Source organism: Streptomyces sp. NPDC102360, from assembly GCF_044766085.1.
Lineage (GTDB): Bacteria > Actinomycetota > Actinomycetes > Streptomycetales > Streptomycetaceae > Streptomyces.
On sequence record NZ_JBIWLG010000007.1, the window covers coordinates 24494 to 46708 of the forward strand.

Annotated in this window: 21 protein-coding genes and 1 pseudogene; 17 read left to right on the forward strand and 5 right to left on the reverse strand. The window is 70.9% G+C overall.

Annotated elements, in window-relative coordinates; translation table 11 throughout:
- Positions 1-4: 4 nt before the first annotated feature.
- Both xseA and ACIRHA_RS25755 read right to left on the reverse strand, forming a co-directional pair.
- Entirely contained in the window at positions 5-1222 is a 1218-nt protein-coding gene (xseA, locus tag ACIRHA_RS25750; RefSeq protein ID WP_403850222.1) for an exodeoxyribonuclease VII large subunit, read from the reverse strand.
- Positions 1223-1277: 55 nt separating this feature from the next.
- Positions 1278-2654, reverse strand: coding sequence for an APC family permease (locus ACIRHA_RS25755; protein ID WP_403850225.1), 1377 nt, complete (start codon positions 2652-2654; stop codon positions 1278-1280).
- 85 nt (positions 2655-2739) lie between these two features.
- On the opposite strand from ACIRHA_RS25755, the gene ACIRHA_RS25760 reads away from it, so the two are divergent.
- Together ACIRHA_RS25760 and ppgK are read left to right on the forward strand one after the other, a co-directional pair.
- The gene (locus tag ACIRHA_RS25760; RefSeq protein WP_403850226.1) at positions 2740-3813 is read left to right on the forward strand and encodes a 4-hydroxy-3-methylbut-2-enyl diphosphate reductase; all 1074 of its coding nucleotides are present in this window, start codon (positions 2740-2742) and stop codon (positions 3811-3813) included.
- A 29-nt stretch (positions 3814-3842) separates the two neighbouring features.
- A complete protein-coding gene (gene ppgK, locus ACIRHA_RS25765) occupies positions 3843-4592 on the forward strand; it encodes a polyphosphate--glucose phosphotransferase (protein ID WP_403850229.1) in 750 nt (249 codons plus the stop codon).
- Between the two features lie 59 nt (positions 4593-4651).
- Here the strand turns inward: ppgK and ACIRHA_RS25770 are convergent, their stop codons facing one another.
- On the reverse strand, positions 4652-5281 hold the full coding sequence (locus ACIRHA_RS25770; protein ID WP_403850232.1) for a DUF6542 domain-containing protein: 630 nt from the start codon (positions 5279-5281) through the stop codon (positions 4652-4654).
- Between the two features lie 159 nt (positions 5282-5440).
- On the opposite strand from ACIRHA_RS25770, the gene ychF reads away from it, so the two are divergent.
- From ychF to ACIRHA_RS25790, 4 genes and pseudogenes are all read left to right on the forward strand, one after another.
- Positions 5441-6529, forward strand: coding sequence for a redox-regulated ATPase YchF (gene ychF, locus ACIRHA_RS25775; RefSeq protein ID WP_403850235.1), 1089 nt, complete (start codon positions 5441-5443; stop codon positions 6527-6529).
- A gap of 144 nt (positions 6530-6673) precedes the next feature.
- Positions 6674-6868 (forward strand): annotated as a pseudogene (locus ACIRHA_RS25780) (site-specific integrase); the annotation flags it as partial.
- 607 nt (positions 6869-7475) lie between these two features.
- Positions 7476-8156: a type IV toxin-antitoxin system AbiEi family antitoxin domain-containing protein gene (locus ACIRHA_RS25785; protein WP_403850238.1), complete on the forward strand. Its 681-nt coding sequence runs from the start codon at positions 7476-7478 to the stop codon at positions 8154-8156.
- A gap of 172 nt (positions 8157-8328) precedes the next feature.
- On the forward strand, positions 8329-9096 hold the full coding sequence (locus ACIRHA_RS25790) for a nucleotidyl transferase AbiEii/AbiGii toxin family protein (protein ID WP_403850241.1): 768 nt from the start codon (positions 8329-8331) through the stop codon (positions 9094-9096).
- A gap of 498 nt (positions 9097-9594) precedes the next feature.
- Here ACIRHA_RS25790 and ACIRHA_RS25795 read toward each other — a convergent pair whose 3' ends face one another.
- The gene (locus ACIRHA_RS25795; RefSeq protein WP_403850243.1) at positions 9595-11073 is read right to left on the reverse strand and encodes an ATP-binding protein; all 1479 of its coding nucleotides are present in this window, start codon (positions 11071-11073) and stop codon (positions 9595-9597) included.
- A 231-nt stretch (positions 11074-11304) separates the two neighbouring features.
- Positions 11305-11538: an acyl-CoA carboxylase subunit epsilon gene (locus tag ACIRHA_RS25800; RefSeq protein ID WP_403850246.1), complete on the reverse strand. Its 234-nt coding sequence runs from the start codon at positions 11536-11538 to the stop codon at positions 11305-11307.
- A 314-nt stretch (positions 11539-11852) separates the two neighbouring features.
- Between ACIRHA_RS25800 and ACIRHA_RS25805 the strand changes: the two genes are divergently transcribed.
- From ACIRHA_RS25805 to ACIRHA_RS25855, 11 genes are all read left to right on the forward strand, one after another.
- Positions 11853-12086, forward strand: a complete 234-nt coding sequence (locus ACIRHA_RS25805) for a hypothetical protein (protein WP_403850249.1) — start codon at positions 11853-11855, stop codon at positions 12084-12086.
- Between the two features lie 154 nt (positions 12087-12240).
- Positions 12241-13254 (forward strand): DUF6879 family protein, encoded by a 1014-nt coding sequence (locus ACIRHA_RS25810; protein WP_403850252.1) that lies wholly within the window; start codon positions 12241-12243, stop codon positions 13252-13254.
- A gap of 89 nt (positions 13255-13343) precedes the next feature.
- The gene (locus tag ACIRHA_RS25815) at positions 13344-13613 is read left to right on the forward strand and encodes an acyl carrier protein (RefSeq protein ID WP_403850255.1); all 270 of its coding nucleotides are present in this window, start codon (positions 13344-13346) and stop codon (positions 13611-13613) included.
- 34 nt (positions 13614-13647) lie between these two features.
- The gene (locus ACIRHA_RS25820; RefSeq protein ID WP_403850258.1) at positions 13648-14922 is read left to right on the forward strand and encodes a beta-ketoacyl-[acyl-carrier-protein] synthase family protein; all 1275 of its coding nucleotides are present in this window, start codon (positions 13648-13650) and stop codon (positions 14920-14922) included.
- Positions 14919-16130, forward strand: a complete 1212-nt coding sequence (locus ACIRHA_RS25825; protein ID WP_403850261.1) for a beta-ketoacyl synthase N-terminal-like domain-containing protein — start codon at positions 14919-14921, stop codon at positions 16128-16130. Before ACIRHA_RS25820 ends, ACIRHA_RS25825 begins: the two co-directional genes overlap by 4 nt.
- A complete protein-coding gene (locus ACIRHA_RS25830) occupies positions 16127-17212 on the forward strand; it encodes a beta-ketoacyl synthase N-terminal-like domain-containing protein (RefSeq protein ID WP_403850264.1) in 1086 nt (361 codons plus the stop codon). Before ACIRHA_RS25825 ends, ACIRHA_RS25830 begins: the two co-directional genes overlap by 4 nt.
- Entirely contained in the window at positions 17209-18066 is an 858-nt protein-coding gene (locus ACIRHA_RS25835; protein WP_403850266.1) for an alpha/beta fold hydrolase, read from the forward strand. The genes ACIRHA_RS25830 and ACIRHA_RS25835 overlap by 4 nt, the downstream gene beginning before the upstream one ends.
- Complete coding sequence (locus ACIRHA_RS25840; protein ID WP_403850268.1) at positions 18063-19049, forward strand: acyl-CoA thioesterase; 987 nt, start codon at positions 18063-18065, stop codon at positions 19047-19049. Before ACIRHA_RS25835 ends, ACIRHA_RS25840 begins: the two co-directional genes overlap by 4 nt.
- Positions 19046-20209: a beta-ketoacyl-[acyl-carrier-protein] synthase family protein gene (locus ACIRHA_RS25845; RefSeq protein WP_403850271.1), complete on the forward strand. Its 1164-nt coding sequence runs from the start codon at positions 19046-19048 to the stop codon at positions 20207-20209. Before ACIRHA_RS25840 ends, ACIRHA_RS25845 begins: the two co-directional genes overlap by 4 nt.
- Positions 20206-21357 (forward strand): beta-ketoacyl synthase N-terminal-like domain-containing protein, encoded by a 1152-nt coding sequence (locus ACIRHA_RS25850; protein WP_403850274.1) that lies wholly within the window; start codon positions 20206-20208, stop codon positions 21355-21357. The genes ACIRHA_RS25845 and ACIRHA_RS25850 overlap by 4 nt, the downstream gene beginning before the upstream one ends.
- Positions 21351-22166, forward strand: a complete 816-nt coding sequence (locus ACIRHA_RS25855) for an SDR family oxidoreductase (RefSeq protein WP_403850277.1) — start codon at positions 21351-21353, stop codon at positions 22164-22166. Before ACIRHA_RS25850 ends, ACIRHA_RS25855 begins: the two co-directional genes overlap by 7 nt.
- Positions 22167-22215 lie beyond the last annotated feature (49 nt).

Genomic DNA, 22215 nt, shown 5'->3' on the forward strand with positions numbered 1-22215 from the left:
GTCCTCACGCTTCGTCTTCTGTTACTCGTACGGTGAATTCGCCCTCGGAGACGCGGGCCCGCAGCTCCTCGCCCCCCGCCACCTCGTCCGGGCCGCGCACCACGTGCCCGTCCGGCTTCTGCAACACCGCGTAGCCCCGCTTCAGGGTGGCCGCGGGGGAGAGCGCCACCACGCGCGCGTGCGTGTGCGTCAGCTCCGACTCGGCGCGGTCGAGGAGGTGGCCGAGGGTGCGGCGGGAGCGCTCGGTCAGCGCCGCGATCTGCTCCTCGCGCTCGTCGACCATGCGGTGCGGGTCCTCCATCGAGGGGCGGGCGAGGGCCGCCGCGAGCCCTCGCTCCTCCCGCTCCAGGAGAGCTTCCACGCTGCGCCTGGCCCGGTCCCGCAGCCAGCGCACCCGCTCGTACTCCTCGCCGACGTCCGGCACGACCTTCTTCGCCGCGTCCGTCGGCGTCGAGGCGCGCAGGTCGGCCACGTAGTCGAGCAGCGGGTTGTCCGGCTCGTGGCCGATCGCCGAGACGACGGGCGTACGGCAGGAGGACACCGCCCGCACCAGCTGTTCGTCGGAGAACGGGAGCAGGTCCTCCACGCTGCCGCCGCCGCGCGCCACGATGATCACGTCGACGTCGTCGATCCCGTCCAGTTCCTTGACGGCCTGGACGACCTGCGGCACCGCGTGCACCCCCTGCACCGGTACGTTGCGCACCTCGAAGCGGACGGCGGGCCAGCGGCGCTGCGCGTTCTCCAGCACGTCGCGCTCCGCGGCCGAGGCGCGGCCGCAGACCAGGCCGATGAGCTGCGGCAGGAACGGCAGCGGCTTCTTGCGGTCGTCCGCGAAGAGGCCCTCGGTGGCAAGCGCCTTCTTCAACTGCTCCAGGCGCGCGAGCAGTTCACCGACGCCGACCGGGCGGATCTCGGCTGCCCGCAGCGAGAGCTGGCCGCGCGGCGCGTACCACTCCGGCTTCGCGTGCACGACGACGCGAGAGCCCTCGCGCACGACGTCCGCCACCGCGTCGAACACCTGCCGGTAGCAGGTCACCGCCACCGAGATCTCGTGCGACGGGTCGCGCAGCGTCAGGAACACGACGCCCGCGCCCGGCCTGCGGGACAGCTGCGTGATCTGCCCCTCGACCCACACGGCGCCGAGCCGGTCGATCCATCCCCCGATGAGCCGCGACACCTGGCCGACGGGCAGCGGGGCGTCCGCGGACGTGTTGACAGCCATGCCGTGAGCGTAGTCGCAGGCACCGACAACGCAGGTGGTCCCGGGTGCGGACGCCCTACGCGGCCGGGGACCCGGCAGGCTCGGCCCGGCCCCGCTGCACCGCCAGCACCACGAGCCCGATCGCCAGCCAGATCGCGCCCACCACCTGCGCCGTACCGGACGCCTCCACGATCACCGCGACGGTGATCACCGCGCCGACGATCGGGATCAAGAGGTGGCGCCACCAGCTCACCGCGCCGCCACGGCGGCGTACCGCGAAATACCCCACCACGCTCGCGTGCAGCAGCGTGAAGGCCGTCAGGGCGCCGATGTCGACGACCGAGACCAGGTGGTCCATGCCGTCGTCCCTGCTGGCCGCCCACACCGCCGCGACGAGCGTGATCACCGCGGCGAGCAGCAGCGCCACCCGCGGCACCCCGGCGTACGTCCGTGAGAGCGCCTTCGGCAGCCGCCTGTCGCGGGCCATCGCGAAGAGCAGCCGCCCCGCCGCCGCCTGCCCGGCGAGCGCCGCGAACGCCGCGCCGATCGCCTTGCTGACCGCCACCAGGTCGTGCAGCCACGAGCCGACGGACGCGTCCACGGCGTCGTAGAAGGCACTGCCCTGCTTGCCCGGATCGGCGGCGAGCTGCGCCGACGTGGTGGGTTCGAGCAGGGCGACCAGGTAGGTCTGCGCGACGAACAGCACACCCGTGAAGACGAGGCAGAACAGCACCGCCCGCGCGACCTTCGCCGAGCCCCCGGTGACCTCCTCCGCGAACGACGCGATGGCGTCGAAGCCGAGATACGAGAGGACCGCCACGGACACCGCGCCGATCACCGCCGACAGCGCGAACGCGCCCTGCGTGCCGTCGCCGGTCAGCGGCGACAGCCAGTCGCGCTGCGGCCCGTCCGTGGCGAGGATCACGACCGCGGAGACGACGAAGACCAGCAGCACCACGATCTCAAGAGCCAGGACCGCGAACCCGACCCGCGCCGCGGCCCGCACGCCCCACAGGTTGAGCAGCGTCGTGATCACGACCGCGAGCGCCGTCCATACCCACTGGGAGACCGAGGGCACGAGCGAGTTCATCGCGATGCCGGCGAAGAGATACGCGACCGCGGGGATCAGTACGTAGTCGAGCATCGCCATCCAGCCCGCGATGAACCCGGGGCCCTTTCCGAGCCCCGCGCGCGCGTAGGCGAAGACCGAGCCCGCCTGCGGGGCCACCTGCACCATCTGTGCGTAGCTGAATGCGGTGAACGCCATCGCGATCGTCGCGACGATGTAGACGAGGGCGACCGCGCCGTGCGATTTCGCGTCCAGCGTGCCGAAGACGCCGACGGGCGCCATGGGGGCGATGAAGAGGAGCCCGTAGACCACGAGGTCCCGGAAGCCGAGACTGCGACGCAGGGCGGTTTCCTCATGCGTTGTGTGGGGGGTGTCGGCCGACATCGTGCCTCCGTAGATCGCGCGCAGACTCCCAGTCTCTCCACGGGGACGATCTTTGGCCCCTTGGGGTCGCCCTTACGATGGGGACATGACTGCAACTCCCGGCCCGCCGCCCGCCACCACCGCAAGCGGAGACGCTCCGCGTCGCAGTGACAACCGCCGCGTCCTGCTTGCCGCCCCCCGGGGTTACTGCGCCGGTGTGGACCGTGCCGTGATCGCCGTCGAGAAGGCCCTCGAGCAGTACGGGGCCCCCATCTATGTCCGCCACGAGATCGTGCACAACAAGTACGTCGTGCAGACCCTGGAGCGGAAGGGCGCCATCTTCGTCGAGCAGACGGAGGAGGTGCCCGAGGGCTCCATCGTGATGTTCTCGGCGCACGGGGTCGCACCGACCGTCCATGAAGAGGCCGAGCGCGGCAAGCTCGCCACCATCGACGCCACCTGCCCCCTGGTGACCAAGGTCCACAAGGAGGCCGTCCGCTACGCCAACGACGACTTCGACATCCTCCTGATCGGGCACGAGGGCCACGAAGAGGTCATCGGCACGTCCGGCGAGGCCCCCGACCACATCACGCTCGTCGACGGCCCCGAGGACGTCGCCAAGGTCGAGGTCCGCGACCCGGAGAAGGTCGTCTGGCTCTCCCAGACCACGCTCTCCGTCGACGAGACGATGGAGACCGTCGACGCACTCAAGGGCAAGTTCCCGCAGCTCATCTCGCCGCCCAGCGACGACATCTGCTACGCGACCCAGAACCGCCAGCTCGCCGTCAAGCAGATGGGCGCCGAGTCCGACCTCGTCATCGTCGTCGGCTCGCGCAACTCCTCGAACTCCGTGCGCCTCGTCGAGGTCGCCAAGCTGGCCGGCGCCCGCGAGGCGTACCTCGTGGACTACGCCTCCGAGATCGACGAGTCCTGGCTCGACGGCGTCACGACCATCGGCGTCACCTCCGGCGCCTCGGTCCCGGACGTGCTCGTCGAGGAGGTCCTGGAGTACCTGTCGAAGCGCGAGTTCGCGGACGTGGAGATCGTGAAGGCGGCCGAGGAGTCGATCACGTTCTCGCTGCCCAAGGAGCTCCGCCGCGATCTGCGCGCCGAGGCCCAGTCGCTCGTCGGTGAAGCCGGGGAGTCCGGGGAGTCCGGGGAGTCCGCTTCCAAGGAGTGACTGTCGGTCTCCCGTCGTAACGTGGAGTCATGCAGATCTTCGGTGTGGACATCGGCGGATCCGGGATCAAGGGCGCCCCGGTCGACCTGGAGCGGGGCGATCTCGCCCAGGAGCGGCACAAGGTGCTGACCCCGCACCCGGCCACGCCCGAGGGTGTGGCCGACGGCGTCAAGCAGGTCATCGAGCACTTCGCCGACGTGCGGCCCGACCGGGTCGGCATCACGTTCCCCGGCGTCGTCACGGGCGGCGCCACGGTCCGTACGGCGGCCAATGTCGACAAGAGCTGGATCGACGTGGACGCGCGGGCCCTGCTGAGCAAGAAGCTCGGCGGGCTCCCGGTCACGGTGCTCAACGACGCGGACGCCGCGGGCGTCGCCGAGATGCACTTCGGCGCGGGCCGCGGCCGCAAGGGCACCGTGCTGCTGCTCACCTTCGGTACGGGCATCGGCAGCGCCCTGTTCTCCGAAGGCGTCCTCGTGCCGAACACCGAACTGGGCCACCTGGAGCTGAACGGGCACGACGCGGAGAAGCACGCCTCCACGAAGGCACGCGAGGACCACGACCTCAGCTGGGAGCAGTGGGCGCACCGCGTGCAGAAGTACCTGGCGCACGTGGAGATGCTCTGCTCGCCCGAGCTGTTCATCATCGGCGGCGGGATCAGCCGCAAGGCGCACAAGTTCCTGCCGCTGATCAAGGGCATCAAGGCCGAGATCGTCCCGGCCGAGCTGCAGAACAACGCGGGGATCGTGGGCGCGGCGATGGCGGCATCGCGCGCGTAGCGCCTCGTGTGTCGGGGTGCCTCGTGTGTGGGGAGCCGGCTCTACGCGGTGCGACGCCTCTACGCGGTGCGACGCCGCGGTCCCGGCGCCTGGGAGGACGAGGGCGAGGCCTTGCCGCCGGACGGCTTCCGGCCGCCGGCCCGGCGCACCGCGGCCCGCCGCGCCATGAGCCGCACCTTCCGTACGGTCACGAGCACACCGGTGATGAGCGTCCCGCCGTACAGCCAGATCGCGTTCATGGCGAGCGTCGTCGCGAGCCCCATGACCTGCGGCCCGAAGCCGCCCGTGCCCTCGGAGATCGGCACGATGCCGACGGCGAACGCGATCGGCACCACGACCGGCGCCGTCACCAGGTCCGCGCCCCGCACCCACACCGCCGTGAGCCCGCTGACGAGCAGGAACAGCACTCCGTAGACGGCTGGGGAGCCGGCGAACAACAGCCGGTCGAGGAAGCCGAAGACCAGCATCGCGGCGATGCAGAACAGTCCGCTGCCCCGCCCCGTGAGCCGTGGGTTCGGGAAGCGGAGGGGGCGGCGCCCGGGAGTCGGCGGACCCCCACGGGCGGCGCGGTACACGGTGGCGGACTCACCGGACGGCGCGGCGCCGTCCTGGCCGCCCTGCGCCTGCGGCGGCAGCGGGGCCGTGCGGCGGGGCCTGGCCTGCGGGGGACGCGTCCTGGGTTGCTCCACAAGCCCAACATAGATGCGCTTATGTGCCCAATAGGCCAAGGGACACGCACTTTGGCCGAGCTTGACCGCGCTTGGCGGAAGTCGGCCGGGCCGGGCGAGGCCGTAGACTGGTGGATCGCCCTGCCCCACACCACCACATCACGTACGGGAAGTCGCAACGTGTCGCTCACGATCGGAATCGTCGGTCTGCCGAATGTCGGCAAGTCGACCCTGTTCAACGCCCTGACCAAGAACGACGTGCTCGCGGCCAACTACCCGTTCGCCACGATCGAGCCGAACGTCGGCGTGGTCGGTGTCCCGGACCCCCGCCTGACCAAGCTGGCCGAGATCTTCTCCTCCCAGAAGGTTCTCCCGGCCACGGTCGACTTCGTCGACATCGCGGGCATCGTGCGCGGCGCCTCCGAGGGTGAGGGCCTGGGCAACAAGTTCCTGGCGAACATCCGCGAGTCCGACGCGATCTGCCAGGTCATCCGCGCGTTCCAGGACGAGAACGTCGTGCACGTCGACGGCAAGGTCGCGCCCAAGAGCGACATCGAGACGATCAACACCGAGCTGATCCTCGCCGACCTCCAGACCATCGAGAAGGTCCTCCCGCGCCTCCAGAAGGAGTCGCGCATCAAGAAGGACATCGGCCCGAAGGTCAAGGCGGTCGAGGCGGCCAAGGAGATCCTGGAGAAGGGCGAGACGCTGTCCTCCGCGGGCATCGTCCAGGGCTCCGACGCCGAGGAGCTCCTCCACGACCTGCACCTCCTCACGACGAAGCCCTTCCTCTACGTCTTCAACGTCGACGAGGACGAGCTCACGGACGAGGCCTTCAAGGACGAGCAGCGCGCGCTCGTCGCCCCCGCCGAGGCGATCTTCCTCAACGCCAAGCTGGAGGCGGACCTCGCCGAGCTCGACGAGGAGGAGGCCCTCGAACTCCTCCAGTCCGTCGGCCAGGAGGAGCCGGGCCTCGCGACCCTCGCCCGCGTCGGCTTCGACACCCTGGGCCTGCAGACCTACCTGACGGCAGGCCCCAAGGAGTCCCGCGCCTGGACGATCAAGAAGGGCGCCACGGCCCCCGAGGCGGCCGGTGTCATCCACACCGACTTCCAGAAGGGCTTCATCAAGGCCGAGGTCATCTCCTTCGCCGACCTGGTCGAGACGGGCTCGGTCGCCGAGGCCCGCGCGAAGGGCAAGGCCCGCATGGAGGGCAAGGACTACGTGATGCAGGACGGGGACGTGGTGGAGTTCCGCTTCAACGTTTAGTCCGCGTCGTGGCGTGGATGCGCTGAATTAGCAAACGTGGAGTTCAGGTGGGGTCGGTCCGGTTTCGGGGCGACCCCGTTTGCGTGTCCGTGGCTGTATTTTGGCTGGACGGCCTGACGGTTCGTCAACTGTCGTTGCACTCCGCACGGTCTGCGGCACTTCCTCGCCCCTACTGCCCTCGCCCACGGCATCCCGATCCACGAGGCATCCCGCCGGCTCGGCCACCGCTCCATCAAGACCACCGTCGATGTCTACGGACACCTCGTACCCGCGTCCTGGGGCCGCTGCAGAGATGTGATGCAGGGCGCCCTGTGGCCCACGGTCAGAGCTTCGGCATAGTTGTGTGACGCCCGGTTCCTGACGATCTGTCGGCCCCTCGGGACCTGGCAACGTGGTAGGCACGGTCTTCCAAGATTATGGAGCTCTCGGCGCCCCGCGATCCGAGTGGAGGACCGCGCCTGCGCGCCGGGATGCGCCATCGCCTGGGCGTAGTGCTTACGCCGACCGCATGCGCCGTGCTGACCGGAGCGACCTCGCTACTGGCGGTCGACGAGCGGATCACCGATGCCTCACCGCAGGTACTGGAACGACTCGGTGCCGAGCCCGCCAGGCGGCGCGGCACTTCTGCTCCCAGTGCCGGCGCCGATCGAATTCGTCCGCGGCGTACGTGGCGGTCAGCAGCTCGAAGACGGTCAGTGTGACGCCGCCGGTGTTGACCTTCTCGAAGACCTGGCACACGGCCTGGCGCGGGGTTGCTTGCCCTGCCCAAAACCATCAAGAGTCAGCATTGGAGACCTACTTGGCGGCACTCGCCCTTCAGGGGTGACGCTGAGACAGGTCCGTGACGGGGCACGCTGGATACGGGGCGGCTGCCGGGGTGTCCACGTTCAGGTGAAGCACGGGCCACGATGTGGCACGACTGTTGCATATGTGCAACATTCGTGCCATGCGAAGTGCAGCGTTCGGGAAGCTGTCCGAGCTCTCCCGTTATCAATGGGGCCTGGTGACCTCTCGCCAGGCCGTGGCCGAAGGCGTGGCTCGGTGGGAGCTGCACCGGCTGGTGGCGGACGGGGCACTGGAGTCTGTGGCGTTCGGGGTGTACCAGGTGGCCGGTGCCCCGCCGGCCCGGTATCTCGGGCTGCGGGTGGCCTGGCTGCAGCTGGCTCCCGGGGTGGCGGCCGAGGACCGCGGGACTGCGGACGGGGTGGTTTCGCACCGCAGCGCCGCGGTGCTGTACGGGGTGGGCGACTTTGAGCCGGAGCCGTACGAGTTCACGGTGCCCGCGCGCAGGCGTACCCGGCGTACGGACGTGGCGTTGCGCGTGGCGGCCCTGGCCGAGGGCGAGGTGGAGTGGCGGGACGAGCTGCCGGTGGTGAGACCGGCCCGGCTGGTTGCCGATCTGCTCGCCGCCCGGCACGACGGGCAGCACATTGGCCAGGTGATTGTCGATCTGCTCGGGCGCCGGCTGGTGAGCAGGGCCCGGCTCGCACGGGCGGCGGACGCCCACGCCGCGGCCTACGGTCTGCCGGACGCCGACGGGGCCGCCCTCCTCGACCACCTGTGCGGACAGGTCGCCCCGACCGCCGGACGGCTGCCGGGCCGGGGGCAGAGGGGTGGATCGGTATGACCGAGCGTGAGGGTCCGTTCCCGTACGCCACTCCCCGCGCTTTCGAGTCGGCTCTCACCGCGCGCCTGAAGGCGCTGGCCGCCGAAAGCGCCTTCACGCAGGGGCAGTTGCGCCGCCAGTTCGCCTATGACCGGCTGCTCGCGCGCTGCTTCTCGCCCGGTGAGGAGCACCGGTGGACCTCAAGGGCGGAACCTCGATGCTCGCCCGGCTGCGTCAGGCCCGGCACTCCGCAGATGTGGACCTGGTCGCCGAGGCGGACGGTGTCCACGCCGCGCTCGCGGCCCTCCGGCATGCGACCGCGCGAGACCTCGGTGACTTCTTTACCTTCGAGCTTGCCGAGCCGCGGAGCCTGGTCCAAAGCGTGGAAGGCGTGCGCGTTCCGGCCCAGGCGCGGCTGGGGCGGCGTCTGTTCGAGGCCTTCCACATCGACCTGGTCACCGGTGTGCGGATCACCGGAGTACCGGAGACCGCACCGCCGATCGTAAACCTGGACATCCCGGGCCTGGCAAGGCCCGGCTATCGGATCTATCCGCTGGCCGATAGCGTCGCCGACAAGGTCTGCGCCATTGTTGAGCGGCATCAAGGCCGCCCCAGTACCCGCTTCCGAGACCTCTGCGATCTGGTGCTGATCGCTTGCAGCCAGCCCGTGGACGCTGCGCGTCTGCGGCAGGCGCTCGTCTCCGAGCACCGGCGTCGGGCGTTGGACCATGCTCCCGTCTTCGACGTGCCCGACCATGTGCTCTGGGCGCAGGGCTACGCCAAGGTGGCTGCCGAGGTGACCGGCTTGGAGTCCTTCCGGCGGCTTCCCGAAGCCATGGAGCTGACGAAGAGGTTCCTCGATCCGATTCTCGCCGCTGACCAGGGCGGTTGCTGTTGGATCCCGCAGGCAGGGAGCTGGGAGGTCGTCGCGCCATCGGCGACGTTCCGGTTCAACGTGTGACAGGGCTCGCCCTCTGATCAGCTGCGGCTAAGCAGCAGGTCAGGGGCCTTTGTGTGGCGGCGGCCGGGTTTGCTGGACGGATTGACGGTTCGGCAGTTGTTGTCGTGGGGTCGCCGTCCGGGAGACGGCTCGGCCGCGGCCGCGATGAGTGGGGTTGCCATCGAGCCATCGTGATGGGGGCACCGGATCGTGGTGGCCGGACAAGTGCCGTTGCCGGTGCCGAACTGTCTGATGAGACTGCGGGCATGGTGTACAGGTGCCGGAGGGGCGACCGATGACCGAACCCTCTGCAAGGACCGCGTCAAAGGGCCGGGCGTGCGTTGTCATCACCATCGAGGGCGACCAAGAAGCTTGTTGAGGGCGCGGTGGAGGACTGGCGCGAGTTGCCCAGCCAGGTTCCTGTACTCGGGCTGGGAGCGTGAACTGCGCAGCGCCGTCAGGGCTTGCGGTCGCTTGTCGGCTTCGGCCTCACGCAGAGCCTGAGCGCTGCCGCGATGGTCAGTCGCCCTGGTAGAGCCGGGCCGCGTCGACGAGTTGGACGGTCGGGTCGGTGGCTGTGAGGTGGTGGAGGTCGGCCGTGAACCCGGTGCCGCTGTAGAGGTGGAGGCGGGTTGCGGGGGTGGCCGCGCCGCGGGCGATCAGCAACGTGCGGATGTGGTGGAGGCGTTGGAGGTGGGCCTTGCCCATGCGGTCGTTCCACTTGGCTTCGCCGATCGACAGCAGGGTGGCGCGGCCGTGGTCGTCCTCGCCGTGGACAGCGACATCGATCTTGTGACTGGTGCGGGCCGTGGGGTCGTTGACGGTGCCGGAAGCCACGGACGTGGGGTGGCCGCCGTGGGTTTCGGGGGCGGCGTGCCAGCGGGCCCATTCGCGGCAGATCTGCTCGAAGTGCGGGCCGAGGATCTTGCTGCGGAAGGTGGGCTGAAGGTGCTTCCAGACGGTCTCTGCGCGGCCGGGGCGTTCCAGGTCGCCCCAGGCCGGGCGCATGACCGCGTGGTAAAAGGCGATGAGCGGCTCAGAGATGCGGTAGGCCGAGCGGTTGCGGCGGAAGGCGTCGGGTTCGTGGGTGATCATGCCGACGCCCTGGAGGACGCTGAGCGGGTGGGCGAGGTCGGTGGCCTTGCGGCCGAGGCGGTCGGCGATACCGCCGCGGGCGTGGTTGCCGTCGGCGATGGCGGCGAGGACCGAGTGGTAGAGGGCGGTGTCGTGGAGGTCGGGCTCCTCGGCGAGCAGGTACCGGCCCTCACGGAACAGGGGGCGGGCCGGGTTGAGTACGGCGCGGATCACCCAGGCGTCGAAGTCGTGCGGCCCTGCCGGGGTGTCGCCCTGGGTGAACTCGCGGCGGTAGGCGGGAGTGCCGCCGACGATCGCGTGGGTGAGCAGCGCGGTGTGCGGGTCGGGGGCGTCCCAGAAGTCGGCGGCCTGGCGGAAGTCGAGGGTGGGGACGACGAGTTCGAGGCCCGCCCGGCCGCGCAGGGGCGCGTTGCCGGAGAGTAGTCGCCCCATGAAGGACAGCGCCGAACCGCACAGCAGGAGGCGTACGGGGGTGTTGGTGTGCTGGGCCGCCGGGTCCAGGGCGCGCTGGATGAGGGACGGCAGGGAGGGGGACGCCTTGGCGAGGAACGGGAACTCGTCGATCACGACGACGGTCGGGCGCCCGGTGTCGGCAAGCCGCATCAGTTCGGTGAGGGCCTCGTCCCAGTGGGCGAACCGGAACGGGGTGGGTTGCCCGCGGTGCGCGGCGAGCGCGGCGCCGAACTGCCGGAGGGCGTCGGCCTCGGTGGTCTCCGTCGCGGTGAACATGAACCCGCCGGTGGCCCTGGTGATCGCGTCGAGCAGGAAGGTCTTCCCCTGCCGGCGTCGGCCGGACACGACTCCGAGTGTGGCCTGAGGCCCGGGCAGCGTGGCGTAGCGGACGAGCTCGGACCACTCGAAGTCCCGGGCGAACATGCGGGAGGGTTTGGGAAAGGTGGCCATGACCGTCGCCTCATTCGTATAGGTGCATCTACTATAACTCGACCTATAGATGTAAGGGCGGGTCTTCAGAGCGCCGGCCGGGGCCCGTCGTGAGCCTGCGGCGGGCTGTGTTCCGGGCGCTGGATCCCCGCTGGATGCGGCGGAATGCGATGGGGGTTTCCGCAGGTGGCCGCGCTGCCGTCGATGTTCCGCTGCAACGTGTAGGGCAACCTGCAGAGCCCGGCGCCGGGTTCAAAAGGCCGTCCAGTCGCCCGGGGCTCGGAAGGCCTCCGGGCCCTGCCAGCGGGCGGTGCTCCTGGGGCGTGCGACCGGGGCGGGGGGTGCTGCGGGGCGGGGGCGGCCGAGCAACACCGCGGTGAGCGCCGCCAGTTCCTCGGGGGTCAGGGTTCCGCGCACCACGCGTATCACGGGCTCGAAGGCCGGGTCGCGGCCGGCGTCGGGGGCCGACTTGGCATCATGCTGCACCGCGTGCGGTTCCGCGGTTGTGGGGCGCGGTGAAGGGCGGGGCGGAGGTGCGGTCTCGAGCCGCACGGCGGGTGGTTCCGAGAGCACGGTCATGCGGGAAAGAAGTAGCTCAGCGGCCTCTACTGCTTCTACACGGCCCGTTCACCACCGATCCGGGGGTGTCAATTCCGCTGTCAGTACCTTGCCAGCGCAGGTCCCTGCATTCGATTTCGCTGGTGAGCGGTGGTGTGCCCAGGCAAGAATTTCTTCATCGGACGGCGCGGAGCCGGCCGGGAGTTCAGAAGAGAATTCAATCGCCTAGGGGGAACCGTTCCATGAGCAAGAACCTGCTGCGTACCGCCGTCGTCACCCTGACCTTCGCCGCCGCCTTCGCCGGCGCCGCGGCCACGACGGCCGCGACCGCGGCGCCGGCGGGGGCCGGTGTGGCAGTCGAGGGCAGTGCGGCAATCCAGGGAACGGTTCCGCTGGGCTCCAACGATCCGATCTGGTGCGTGGTTCAGGACGTCGCGGTCACGGCCGATGCTCCGCAGGACCCGATCTGGAGCTGATTTTCGCTGGTCAGTGGTTGGAAAAAGGTCCGCCCTGAGGGGCGGGCCTTTTCTGGCTGCTCCTCGGTTTGATCACTTGCTCGTTGCCAGTTCGCCCCGAACTCCACATAATGTCCTCAAGCTTGAGGGCTGCCAGGGGGCGAGGGAGCACGACATGTTTGAACCGCTGGGACTTGGTGCCCCTGCGGCCGAGGTCTATCGAGCCATGTTGAGCAAGCCCGACGGCGGTGTGGGCGACCTGGCGGAGTTCCTGGGCTGGCCGCTCGAAAGAATCCGCTCGGCACTTGACGAGTGCGCACGGCTCTCTCTCATCAAGCCTTCATGGGGTGAACCCGGCAGACTTCGCGCTGTCAGTCCAGAAATCGGACTCCAGGCGCTTCTTGTCCGGCGTGAAGATGAATTCCTGGAGAAACAGCAGCAGATAGCGGTGACCCGGGTCGAGGTGGCCCGCTTCATCGATGAATACGTGACCTCTCAGGAAGCGCGGCGCCGGTCGGTCGTGGACCGGCTGGACGGAATCGACGAAATTCGGTCCCGTATCGATGAACTCACCCAGAGCTGCACGTCCGAGCTGCTGACCTTCGCCTCCGGCGGACCCCAGTCCGAGGACGGCCGCAAGGCAAGCCGCCCGCTCTGCGAAGAGCTGGCCGCGCGCGGAGTCGTGATGCGCAGCATCTATCAGGACAGCGTCCACAACGACCCGGGGTCGGTGGAGCATCTGCGCTGGCTGCACCAGCACGGCGATCAGGTGCGTACCACCGCGTCGCTGCCCACCCGGATGCTCATCTTCGACCGGACGCACGCGGTCCTGCCGATCGACCCGGACGACACGGCCGTCGGCGCCGTGGTGCTGTGCGGCCAGGGAGTCATCGCCACCCTGCGCGAGTTCTTCGGCCTGGTGTGGGAGAACGCCATTCCGTTCAGCGGAGCCCGGCCGGCCCCCAGGGAGTCCGAATCCGAGGAGCTGTCCGGGCAGGAGCTGGCCGTTCTGCGACTCCTCGGGGAGGGCCTCACCGACGAGGTCGTCGCCCGCAAGCTGGGTGTTTCGGTGCGTACGGGGCGCCGGGTGACGGCCGAGCTCATGGCGCGGCTCGGCGCGCGCAGCCGGTTCCAGGCGGGCATGCGGGCCGCGCAGCTCGGCTGGCTGCCCGGATCAGAAGCCGTATAGGCCGCGTATAGCAGCCGAATCCAGTCTCGACCCAACGAACGGATGGCGGGGCCAAAGGGTCCCGGATACCGATCCCTCTTGGAGTCGAGATGACCAACGTGGACCTGACGACCGCCCTTGACGCTGCCCGCAAGCAGGAGATCAAGGAAGTCGTCTGCGACATTCTCGAGATCGACGAGGACGAGGTCACCGAGACCAGCCTCTTCAAGGAGGAGCACGACGCGGACTCGCTCCGCGCCATCGAGATCCTCGCCGCTCTCGAGCGCACCCAGAAGGTGACCATCGACCAGGCCGAGCTGAGCCGGATGGTCAACCTCGAAGGCGTCTACGTCGTCGTCGCCGAAGCAGCCCAGAACTGATCTGCCGTTCCGACCGTCAGACGGGTGAGCTTCGATGAACACAGACGTGCGAGGTCAGAGTGGATCCCCGGGGCCGCGCCCGGGGGATGCCGGGCGCCGGGTCGTCATCACCGGGCTCGGCGTGGTCACCAGCATCGGGATCGGTGTCGAGGCCTTCGCCGGCGGACTTCGCGAAGGACGCAGTGGCGTCAAGCCGATCACCGCATTCGACACCACCGGGTTCGCCCACGCCAACGGTTGCGAGGTCGCCGACTTCGAACCGGAGCGCTGGATCCACCGGCAGGACCCCGAAGAGCTCGGCCGGGCCGGCCAGTTCTCCGTGGCCGCTGCCCTGATGGCGGTCGCGGACGCGGGCATCACCGCGGAGGATGTGCGGGCCCGCCGCGCCCTGGTGTCCGTGGGCACCACGGACGGCGAGTCACGCGATCTCGACCATCTGGTCGAGACGGGCCTGGCGGGTGGCCCCGAAGCGTATGAGCCGGTCGTCGCCCGGCGCGTCCCCGCCGGCCGGCTCTCGGCCGGAATCGTCCGGGAGCTCGGCCTTGAGGACGTGGAGGCCGTGACGATCCCGACCGCGTGCGCGGCGGGCAACTACGCCGTCGGGTACGGGTACGACGCCCTGCGCAGCGGTGACGTCGACATCGCCCTGTGTGGTGGCGCCGACGCGCTGTGCCGCAAGACCTTCACCGGTTTCTACCGTCTCGGGACCATCGCCCCCGAGGTGTGCCGGCCCTTCGACAAGGACCGTGAGGGCATCCTCACCGGCGAGGGGGCGGGAATTCTCCTGATGGAGAGTCTCGACTCCGCACTCGCCCGCGGTGCCCGCATCTATGCCGAGGTACTGGGCTACGGACTCGCCTGCGATGCGCTGCACCCGGTGGCACCGGACCGCGACAGCATCGCCCGAACCATGCGGATCGCCCATCGCAACGCCGGAGTCACCCCGGACCAGGTCGACTTCGTCTCGGCGCACGGCACCGGGACCAAGGCCAACGACATCACCGAGGCCGGTGCGATCCGCCAGGTGTTCGGCGCCGATGCGATGCCGCGCACCGTCTCCATCAAGTCGATGATCGGCCACAGCATGGGTGCCGCCAGCGCGGTCTCCGCCGCGGCCTGCGCTCTCGCGATCACCGAGGGCTTCATCCCGCCCACCGTCAACCATCGGGAGACCGACCCCGAGTGCGGCGTCGACTGCGTACCCAATGCGGCGGTCGAGGCCGAGTTGGACATCGTGCAGAACAACGCACTCGCCTTCGGGGGCAACAACGCCGTACTGATCCTCGGCAAATACCGGAGTGCGGCATGAGCTGGATCGTGACCGGCATGGGTGCCGTCGCCAGCATCGGCGGCAGTGCGGACGAGATCTTCGCCTCGCTCACCGAGGGGCGCAGCGGCCTCGCGAAGCTGCGCGGTTACGACCGCTCCAGGTTCCGGGCGAGTGTCGCGTACGAGATCGACGACCGGCCGGCGCCGGGGGTCGATGAACCGCTGCGCGCCACCCGCTGGCTGGAGCAGGCCGTCGCGGCGGCGGTCGCGGACGCCGGGATCGGCGAGGACCTGTCCGGGGTTCCGGTACTGGTGGGCACCACCCTGCGGGAGCTGCGGTCGGTGGAGCTGTCCTGGCGGGACGGGATCCCCTTCGACGCCCGTGATCTGCACTTCGGGACGATGCTGCGGCGCCGTTTCGGCGCCGCGGACACCCATACCGTGGCCAACGCCTGCTCGGCCTCCCTCTACACGCTGGCCCTCGGCGCCGACCTGCTCGAACTGGGGGTCGCCGACACCGTGGTCGTCGCGGGTGTCGACACCATCACGGAGAGCACCTACGGACTGCTCGACCGCTGCTATCCCGAAGCCCCCGACCGGGTCAGGCCCTTCGACCGGGCCCGCCGCGGAATGCTCCAGGGGGAGGGCGCGGTGGCCGTCGTACTGCGGCGGGAGAGCGACGGCCCGGAAGCGGGAGGCCGTATCCACGCCAGAGTGCGCGGGGTCGCCGTCAACTGCGATGCCCATCACCCCTCGGCGCCGGAGGCGAAGAACATCACCGCGGCGATCCAGGAGGCACACGAGCGGGCCGGGGTACGTCCCGCCGACATCGATGTGGTGATGCTGCACGGCACCGGCACACCCCTGAACGACGAGGCCGAATCCGCGGCGCTGAGTTCGGTGTTCGCGGGCCTCGACCAGTCTCCGTACATGACCGCGATCAAGTCGATGACCGGTCACACCGCGGGCGCCTCCGGGCTGCACAGCCTGGTCGCGGCCGTCGACGTGATGCGTACGGGGATCGTTCCGCCGACCGTCAACCTGGACGATCCGGTGGCCGCGGTGGCCGGATTCAGGCTGGTGCGGGGGGCTGCCGAGCGGCCCCGACAGCCACTGCGGCTCGCGCAGATCGACTCCTTCGGGTTCGGCGGACTCAACGCGGTCGCGATCGTCGAGAAGGCCGGGACGGCCGGGGAGTTCGCGGAGTCGGCGGCACCGGACGGCGACGAAGAGGGAGCGGGCCAGTGAGTACCGCACGCACGGTACGTACCGTGATCACCGGACTCGGCACGGCCGTCCGCGGTCTCCAGGGACCCGAAGGCCTGCTCGGCCCGCTGCCCGAGGGACACGGCGCGGCGGCCGACCCCGTCTCCCGGCTCACCGGACGGGGGCTGCGCTACAAGGACCGGGCCACCAAGCTCGCCATGGCGGCGGCCCAGGATGCCCTCCGGGCGGCCGGGCTGGTCGACGCCGCGGGGGATCCGACCGTGCCGGGCCGGAGCACCGGTGTGGTGGCCAGTACCAACTACGGCAACGCGGACACTGTCTGCGACACGGTCCAGACCATCGCCGAATCCACCTATCTGGGTACCAGCCCGATGCTGCTGCCCGCCACGTCCAGCAATGTCGTCGCCTCTTGGGTCGCCATCACGCACGGTCTGCGCGGCGCCAATCTGACGCTGTGCAACGGGCCGACCTCCGGGCTCGACGCCGTCAACTGGGCCCGGCTGCTCATCGCTTCGGGCCGGATCCAGCGGGCCCTCGTCGTCGGCGTCGAACCCGACAACGCCGCCGTACGGCACATCACGGAGGCGGAGTCCAGGGCGCCCTTCGACGGAGCGGCGGCGCTCGTCGTCGAGTCCGCCGGGTCCGCCGTGGCCCGTGGCGTGCGCCCGTTCGCCGAGATCGGGCCGTACGCCCGCCGGGCCGGCCACGCCGCCGCGGTGGCCGCGGTGCACAAGGACCGGCCCGGGAAGCCCGGTCTGTGGTGCGTACCGGAACACCCGGACGGCATCGCAGCTCCGGCCCCGTCGCTCGGCGTCGTACCCACAGATGCGGCCGTGCACGACTTGTCCGCGCTGTACGGTCCCGCGTCCGGCGCGCTCGGCGTGCTGCAGTGCGTGGCCGCCACCGTGTGGCTGGCCGGGCGTGCGGAAGCAGCCGGTACGGAATCGGCCGGGGCGCCGGCAGCCGGCGTGGAAGCGGCTCGCGAGGACATGGCGCTGCTCACCGCGGGCACCGGCGACGCGGGTGGCGACGACGCGAGCGCCGCCATGATCCTCACCGCCCCCGCGGTGCGGGAGGCGGCTTCCGCGGGCAGCGTCCGATGAGCGCGGCGGCACGGCCCGGGACCACCGTCCGGCTGCGGCGCGGCGCCCGCGGCACGGGTGAACCGGTGCGGGTGCTCGCGCTGCACGGACTGGCCGGCAGCGGCTCGGTCTGGCAGGACTACGAGCAACTGGCCCTGGAAGACGTCGAGTTCTGGGAGGCGCGGCTGCCCTGGGGCGCCGAGGGCCACCCCGGGTGGAGCCACCGGGACGACCCCGCCCAGTGGGTGGCGAGCGCCCTGGACTCGGTGCCGGGCGGCGTGGACGTACTGATCGCCCACTCCTTCGCCGCGGGCCTCGCCCTGGAGACGCTGGCCGGGCGGCGGAGCCGGCGGAGCGCGCCGCGCGCCGTGGTGGTCGTCTCGCCCTTCCACCGGACCAGCACCGAGGACTTCGGCTGGAACGACGCCGCGTACTACCTGAACGGGTTCCACCGCATCCTCGAGGAGGGGCTGCGCGTCGGTTCCCGGGGGCGCCTGTCCGAAGGCACACGCCAGGACATGGCGCTGCGGGTGCGCGACCGGGTCGGCCCCTACGGCTGGCAGCAGTTCTTCGGCGCCTACCTGCGCAGCCCCTTCCTGAATGTCGGAGCGATCCGGCTGCCCGTGCTCGTCATGGCCGGCGAGGACGACTTCTCCGCGCCGCCCGACGACGCCCGTGCGCTGGCCGGGGCGCTGCCCGACGCGCACCTCGAACTCCTCGCCGACTGCGGCCATTTCGCCATGGCCGAGCAGCCGCGGCGGTTCGCGGACGCCGTGCACGAACTGCTTCGCGAGTGCTTTCCGTCCGTCTCCCGTCCGCCCCATCCGCCCAGCCCTTCCAGCCTTCTCCCTCCCTACGTACCGGAGTTGACGTGACCACCCATGTGACCGGGACCGCCGCCGACATCGAAGGCGCGGTCCGCGCCCTGCAGGAGCCGTCCACCCTGGAGATCCGACCCCGCTACGAGGGTTCCAACATCTGTACCTGGATCGGCTTCAAGCACGTCAACTACCTTGTCGAGGAGGCCGTCCTCCAGCACATCAGGCAGGCGGGGCTCGCTCCCGGCGCGGTCTACGAGGTGTACGGCCTGTGCACCGACATCGTCGACATCGACACCCGCATCCTGCACGCCTTCCACATCGACGACACCGCGCTCGCCGAGGTGCGGCCGCACCGCAAGGCCAAGGACAGCGAGCTGGTCTTCGCCGTCACGCTCCAGGTCCGGCGGGAGACCCTGCTGAAGGCCGTCACCTCGACCGTGAAGGTGCAGCTGCGCCTCGACCCGCGCGGCGGCGGCGCCGAGCCGGTGCCGGCCGCGCTCGCCCCGTACGCCGTGGACAGGCTCGCGGCCGTGCCGGGCCCGCGGCCCGAGCCCGTCGAGGTCGATCTCGCCGCCGACGACCTGGTCAAGGAGCTGACGGCGGGGCGCAACGCCTACGCCTGGAAGTTCCGCATCCCCTACTGGTACTGCCACTTCACCGAGCGCCAGCAGATGTCCGGCTATCTGCGCCTGATGGAAGAGGCCAAGGACCGCCTGGTCGCCGACCGCGGGGTCTCCATCAAGACGCTGCTCGACGAGCAGAACTGGATCCCCGTCGTCCCGCACTCGCGGATCACGATCCTGGACGAGGCCCGGATGGAGGAGGACCTGTACATCGTCCTCACCGTCGAGAACGTCTTCAAGGGCTTCACCTACGACTCCCGTATGGACACCTATGTCGTACGCGACGGGGAGCTGATCCAGACGGCGACCGGCCGGATCACCCACGGCTACGCGGTGATCGAGAACCGTCGTGACTGGAGCCTGGTCTCCTTCGACGACCGGATGAACGCGGCACTGGAGGGCCGGTCGGCATGAGCCGTGAGGTCGTGGTCACCGGGGTCGGCGCCGTCACCTGCCACGGTGCCGGTGCGGACGCGCTGTGGCAGGCCATGACGGCGGCCGGAACCCGCCTGCCGGACCGGCCGGCGGACCCGCTCGCCCGGATGGAACTGCCGCTGATCAGCCTGGTGCCCGACCCGGAGCCGGCGGCGGACCGCGCGACGCGGTTCGCCGTCACCGCCGCCACCGAGGCGCTGCGGGACGCGGCCCTCGACGCCACGTCACTCAGCGCTGCCAGAACGGCAGTTGTGGTCGGCAGCTGCATGGGCGACCCCGGCGGCAACGAACGCGGACGCGGCGGGGACGGCGGCTGGACACCGCCGTTCCGGCTGGCCGCGGGCCTCGCCACCGGGCTCGGTCTGTTCGGCGAGGTCCATGACATCGGCAACGCCTGTGCGGCCGGGGCGTACGCCCTGGGATTCGCGTACGACATGGTGCGCTCGGGAGAGGCCGACGTGGTCCTGGCCGGCGGCTCGGACGCGTACTCCCGGGTGGCGCTCGGCTGCTTCAACCGGCTCGGCGCGGTGGATCCCGAGCGGTGCAGGCCCTTCGAGACCGACCGGGCGGGCACGGTCTTCGCCGAGGGGGCCGGGATCCTGGCCGTCGAGTCGGCGGCGCACGCACGGGCCCGCGGCGCGTCGGTGCGGCTCCGGCTGAGCGGTGCGGCATGGAGCTGCGACGCCGACCATCCGACGGCGCCCGAGGCCGGCGGTGAGCAGATCGCCAGGGCCATGCGGGAGGCGCTCGGAGCGGCGGCCGAAGGTGTCGGCTGCGTCGTCCCGCACGGCACCGGGACCCGCCTCAACGACGTACTGGAGAGCCGGGTGCTCCACCAGGTGCTGGGCGAACAGGCCGCACAGGTGCCGCTCTACAGCCTCAAGGCCCTGCTCGGGCACGCGGGTGGGGCGTCCGCGGCGCTCGGCGCGGTGGCCGCGGCCCTCATCCTGCGGCACGGATCGGTGCCCGCGAACGTACCGCTGAAGGACCAGGACCCCGAGTGCGCCGTACTGCTGCCGCAGGGCGGCCCGGTGCCGCTCGCGCCCGAAGCCCGGCGGGTCCTGGTGAACGCCTACGGATTCGGTGGCAACAACGCCTCGTTGGTGCTGGAGACCGCGGCAGAGGGGAGGTCCGCATGAACGCCGAACTGTCGGTACGGGCGGCCGAATTGGTCGCGCTCGCCCCCGAACAGGCCGCGCACACGGTCGAACCGGCCGCGCGCACCGTCGAACTCGCCGTGACCGGCGTCGCGGTGGTCTCCCCCTGGGGCGACACCCCGGAGCTCGCCGCGGCCGGCGGCGGGGTGCCCGTGCCCGGTGGGCCCAGCTGGTTCGACCACCGGGAACGGCTGGGCCGTCGGGGCTACAAGTACCTGCCGGCCGCGGCCCGGTACGCCCTGGCGGCGGCTCGTGGCGCACGGGCCGACGGCGGGAGTCCCGACGCGGTGCCGGAGGAGCGGCGCGGGCTGCTGCTCGCCACCAACGGCGGTCTCGCGGAGCTCTTCGACGCCATGGACGAGACCGTCACCGGGGCCGGCGCGGAAGCGCTCTCCCCGGCGGCGGCCCCGTACTTCGCCGTCAACGTACTCGGCAGCCGACTCGCCGCCGAGCTCGGCCTGAAGGGCTTCGCGCTCACCGTCGCGAACTCCCGTACGGCCGCCGTCGACGCCCTGGCCACCGGCGCCCGCGCCCTGGCGGCGGGCCGCTGCGACACGCTGCTGCTGACCGCGGCCGAGGAACCCCTGCCGGCGGCCCGCGGCGGTGGCGGCGAACAGGGCGCGGTGGCCCTCGGCCTGGAACCGTCGGCCGCCGCCCGCACCAGGGGCGCGAGGGTCCACGGCACCGTGCTGGCCCGCTCGCTGTTCCTGCCGCCGGGGCGCCTGCGAACGGCCGAAGGGCGCGCCACCGCGTCGGAATTCCTCGCACCGGTGCTCGGCGCGCTCCTCAACGAGGCGCCAACAGCTGTACTGAGTCCGGTACTTGACGACTCCGACGTCTCCGAAGCGGTACTCCTGGCCCTCGCCGGGGTCACTGCCGGGCGGCCCCGGCCGGGTACCACGACCACCGGCCCGCTCGAACCGCACACCGGCCCCGGGGCCGGACGGCACGGTTGCCTGCGCCCCGCGCTCGAAGTGGTCCGGGCCGTCACCACGCCCGGCGGCCCGCCCCGGCTCGTCGTCACCGCGACCGGCACGGGACACGTGGCCCTGGCCCTTGTCACGCCCCACCCCACCTCCGAAGTTCCGCCCCACCCCACCCCCGACACCACCGAGGAGCAGGCATGCTGAAGTCACTGGAAGGCAGTTGGTGCCTGGTACTCGGCGCGTCCAGCGGCATCGGGCGGGCCATCGCCCTGGGCCTGGCCCGGGAAGGCGTGAACGTCGTCGGCGTGCACTTCGACACCGCGGCGCGCACCGAGGAGGTCGAGGCCCTCGTCGAGGAGATCCGCGGCCTGGGCGTACAGGCGCACTTCTTCAACACCAACGCGGCGGCCCGCGCCACCCGGGACCGGCTGCTGCCCGAGCTCGCCGAACTCACCGGGGCCACCGGCGGCATCAGGATCCTGGTCCACTCGCTGGCCTTCGGAACCCTGGTGCCGTTCACCCCGCGCGAGGGCTGGGAGAAGCGGATCGGCGCCCGGCAGCTGGAGATGACGCTCGACGTCATGGCCAACAGCCTCGTCTACTGGACCCAGGACCTGCTCGCCGCGGGCCTGCTGCGCAGCGGCTCCAAGGTGTACGCGATGACCAGCGCCGGCACCTCCCAGGCGCTGCCCAGCTACGGCGCCGTGTCCGCGGCCAAGAGCGCACTGGAGTCCCATGTCCGCCAGCTCGCCTGCGAGTTGGCGACGAGCGGGATCGCGGTGAACGCGCTGCGGGCCGGCACCACGGTGACCCCGGCCCTGCAACGCATCCCGGAGCACGCGGGCTATATCGAGCGGGCCGCGGAGAACAACCCGCACGGCCGCCTCACCAGGCCCGACGACGTGGCCGAGGCCGTGGCCCTGCTGTCCCGCACCGAATCTTCCTGGCTGACCGGCAACACCATCGGCGTGGACGGGGCCGAGCTGCACGCCGCCGCCGGCGCCTGGGGCTGAGCCCCCACCCACCTCTGGCCGTTACCGGCCGTAGGTCCCGTACGTCATC

What these genes read in the sequence shown, in the direction of transcription:
- ACIRHA_RS25835 (WP_403850266.1), top strand. Translation starts at nt 17,209, where the DNA reads ATGAGCGCGGCGGCACGGCCCGGGACCACCGTCCGGCTGCGGCGCGGC.
- ACIRHA_RS25805 (WP_403850249.1), top strand. Translation starts at nt 11,853, where the DNA reads ATGAGCAAGAACCTGCTGCGTACCGCCGTCGTCACCCTGACCTTCGCC.
- ACIRHA_RS25855 (WP_403850277.1), top strand. Translation starts at nt 21,351, where the DNA reads ATGCTGAAGTCACTGGAAGGCAGTTGGTGCCTGGTACTCGGCGCGTCC.
- ACIRHA_RS25815 (WP_403850255.1), top strand. Translation starts at nt 13,344, where the DNA reads ATGACCAACGTGGACCTGACGACCGCCCTTGACGCTGCCCGCAAGCAG.
- ACIRHA_RS25850 (WP_403850274.1), top strand. Translation starts at nt 20,206, where the DNA reads ATGAACGCCGAACTGTCGGTACGGGCGGCCGAATTGGTCGCGCTCGCC.
- ACIRHA_RS25810 (WP_403850252.1), top strand. Translation starts at nt 12,241, where the DNA reads ATGTTTGAACCGCTGGGACTTGGTGCCCCTGCGGCCGAGGTCTATCGA.
- ACIRHA_RS25760 (WP_403850226.1), top strand. Translation starts at nt 2,740, where the DNA reads ATGACTGCAACTCCCGGCCCGCCGCCCGCCACCACCGCAAGCGGAGAC.
- ACIRHA_RS25785 (WP_403850238.1), top strand. Translation starts at nt 7,476, where the DNA reads ATGCGAAGTGCAGCGTTCGGGAAGCTGTCCGAGCTCTCCCGTTATCAA.
- ACIRHA_RS25845 (WP_403850271.1), top strand. Translation starts at nt 19,046, where the DNA reads ATGAGCCGTGAGGTCGTGGTCACCGGGGTCGGCGCCGTCACCTGCCAC.
- ppgK (WP_403850229.1), top strand. Translation starts at nt 3,843, where the DNA reads ATGCAGATCTTCGGTGTGGACATCGGCGGATCCGGGATCAAGGGCGCC.
- ACIRHA_RS25820 (WP_403850258.1), top strand. Translation starts at nt 13,648, where the DNA reads ATGAACACAGACGTGCGAGGTCAGAGTGGATCCCCGGGGCCGCGCCCG.
- ACIRHA_RS25755 (WP_403850225.1), bottom strand. Translation starts at nt 2,654, where the DNA reads ATGTCGGCCGACACCCCCCACACAACGCATGAGGAAACCGCCCTGCGT.
- ACIRHA_RS25795 (WP_403850243.1), bottom strand. Translation starts at nt 11,073, where the DNA reads ATGGCCACCTTTCCCAAACCCTCCCGCATGTTCGCCCGGGACTTCGAG.
- ACIRHA_RS25825 (WP_403850261.1), top strand. Translation starts at nt 14,919, where the DNA reads ATGAGCTGGATCGTGACCGGCATGGGTGCCGTCGCCAGCATCGGCGGC.
- xseA (WP_403850222.1), bottom strand. Translation starts at nt 1,222, where the DNA reads ATGGCTGTCAACACGTCCGCGGACGCCCCGCTGCCCGTCGGCCAGGTG.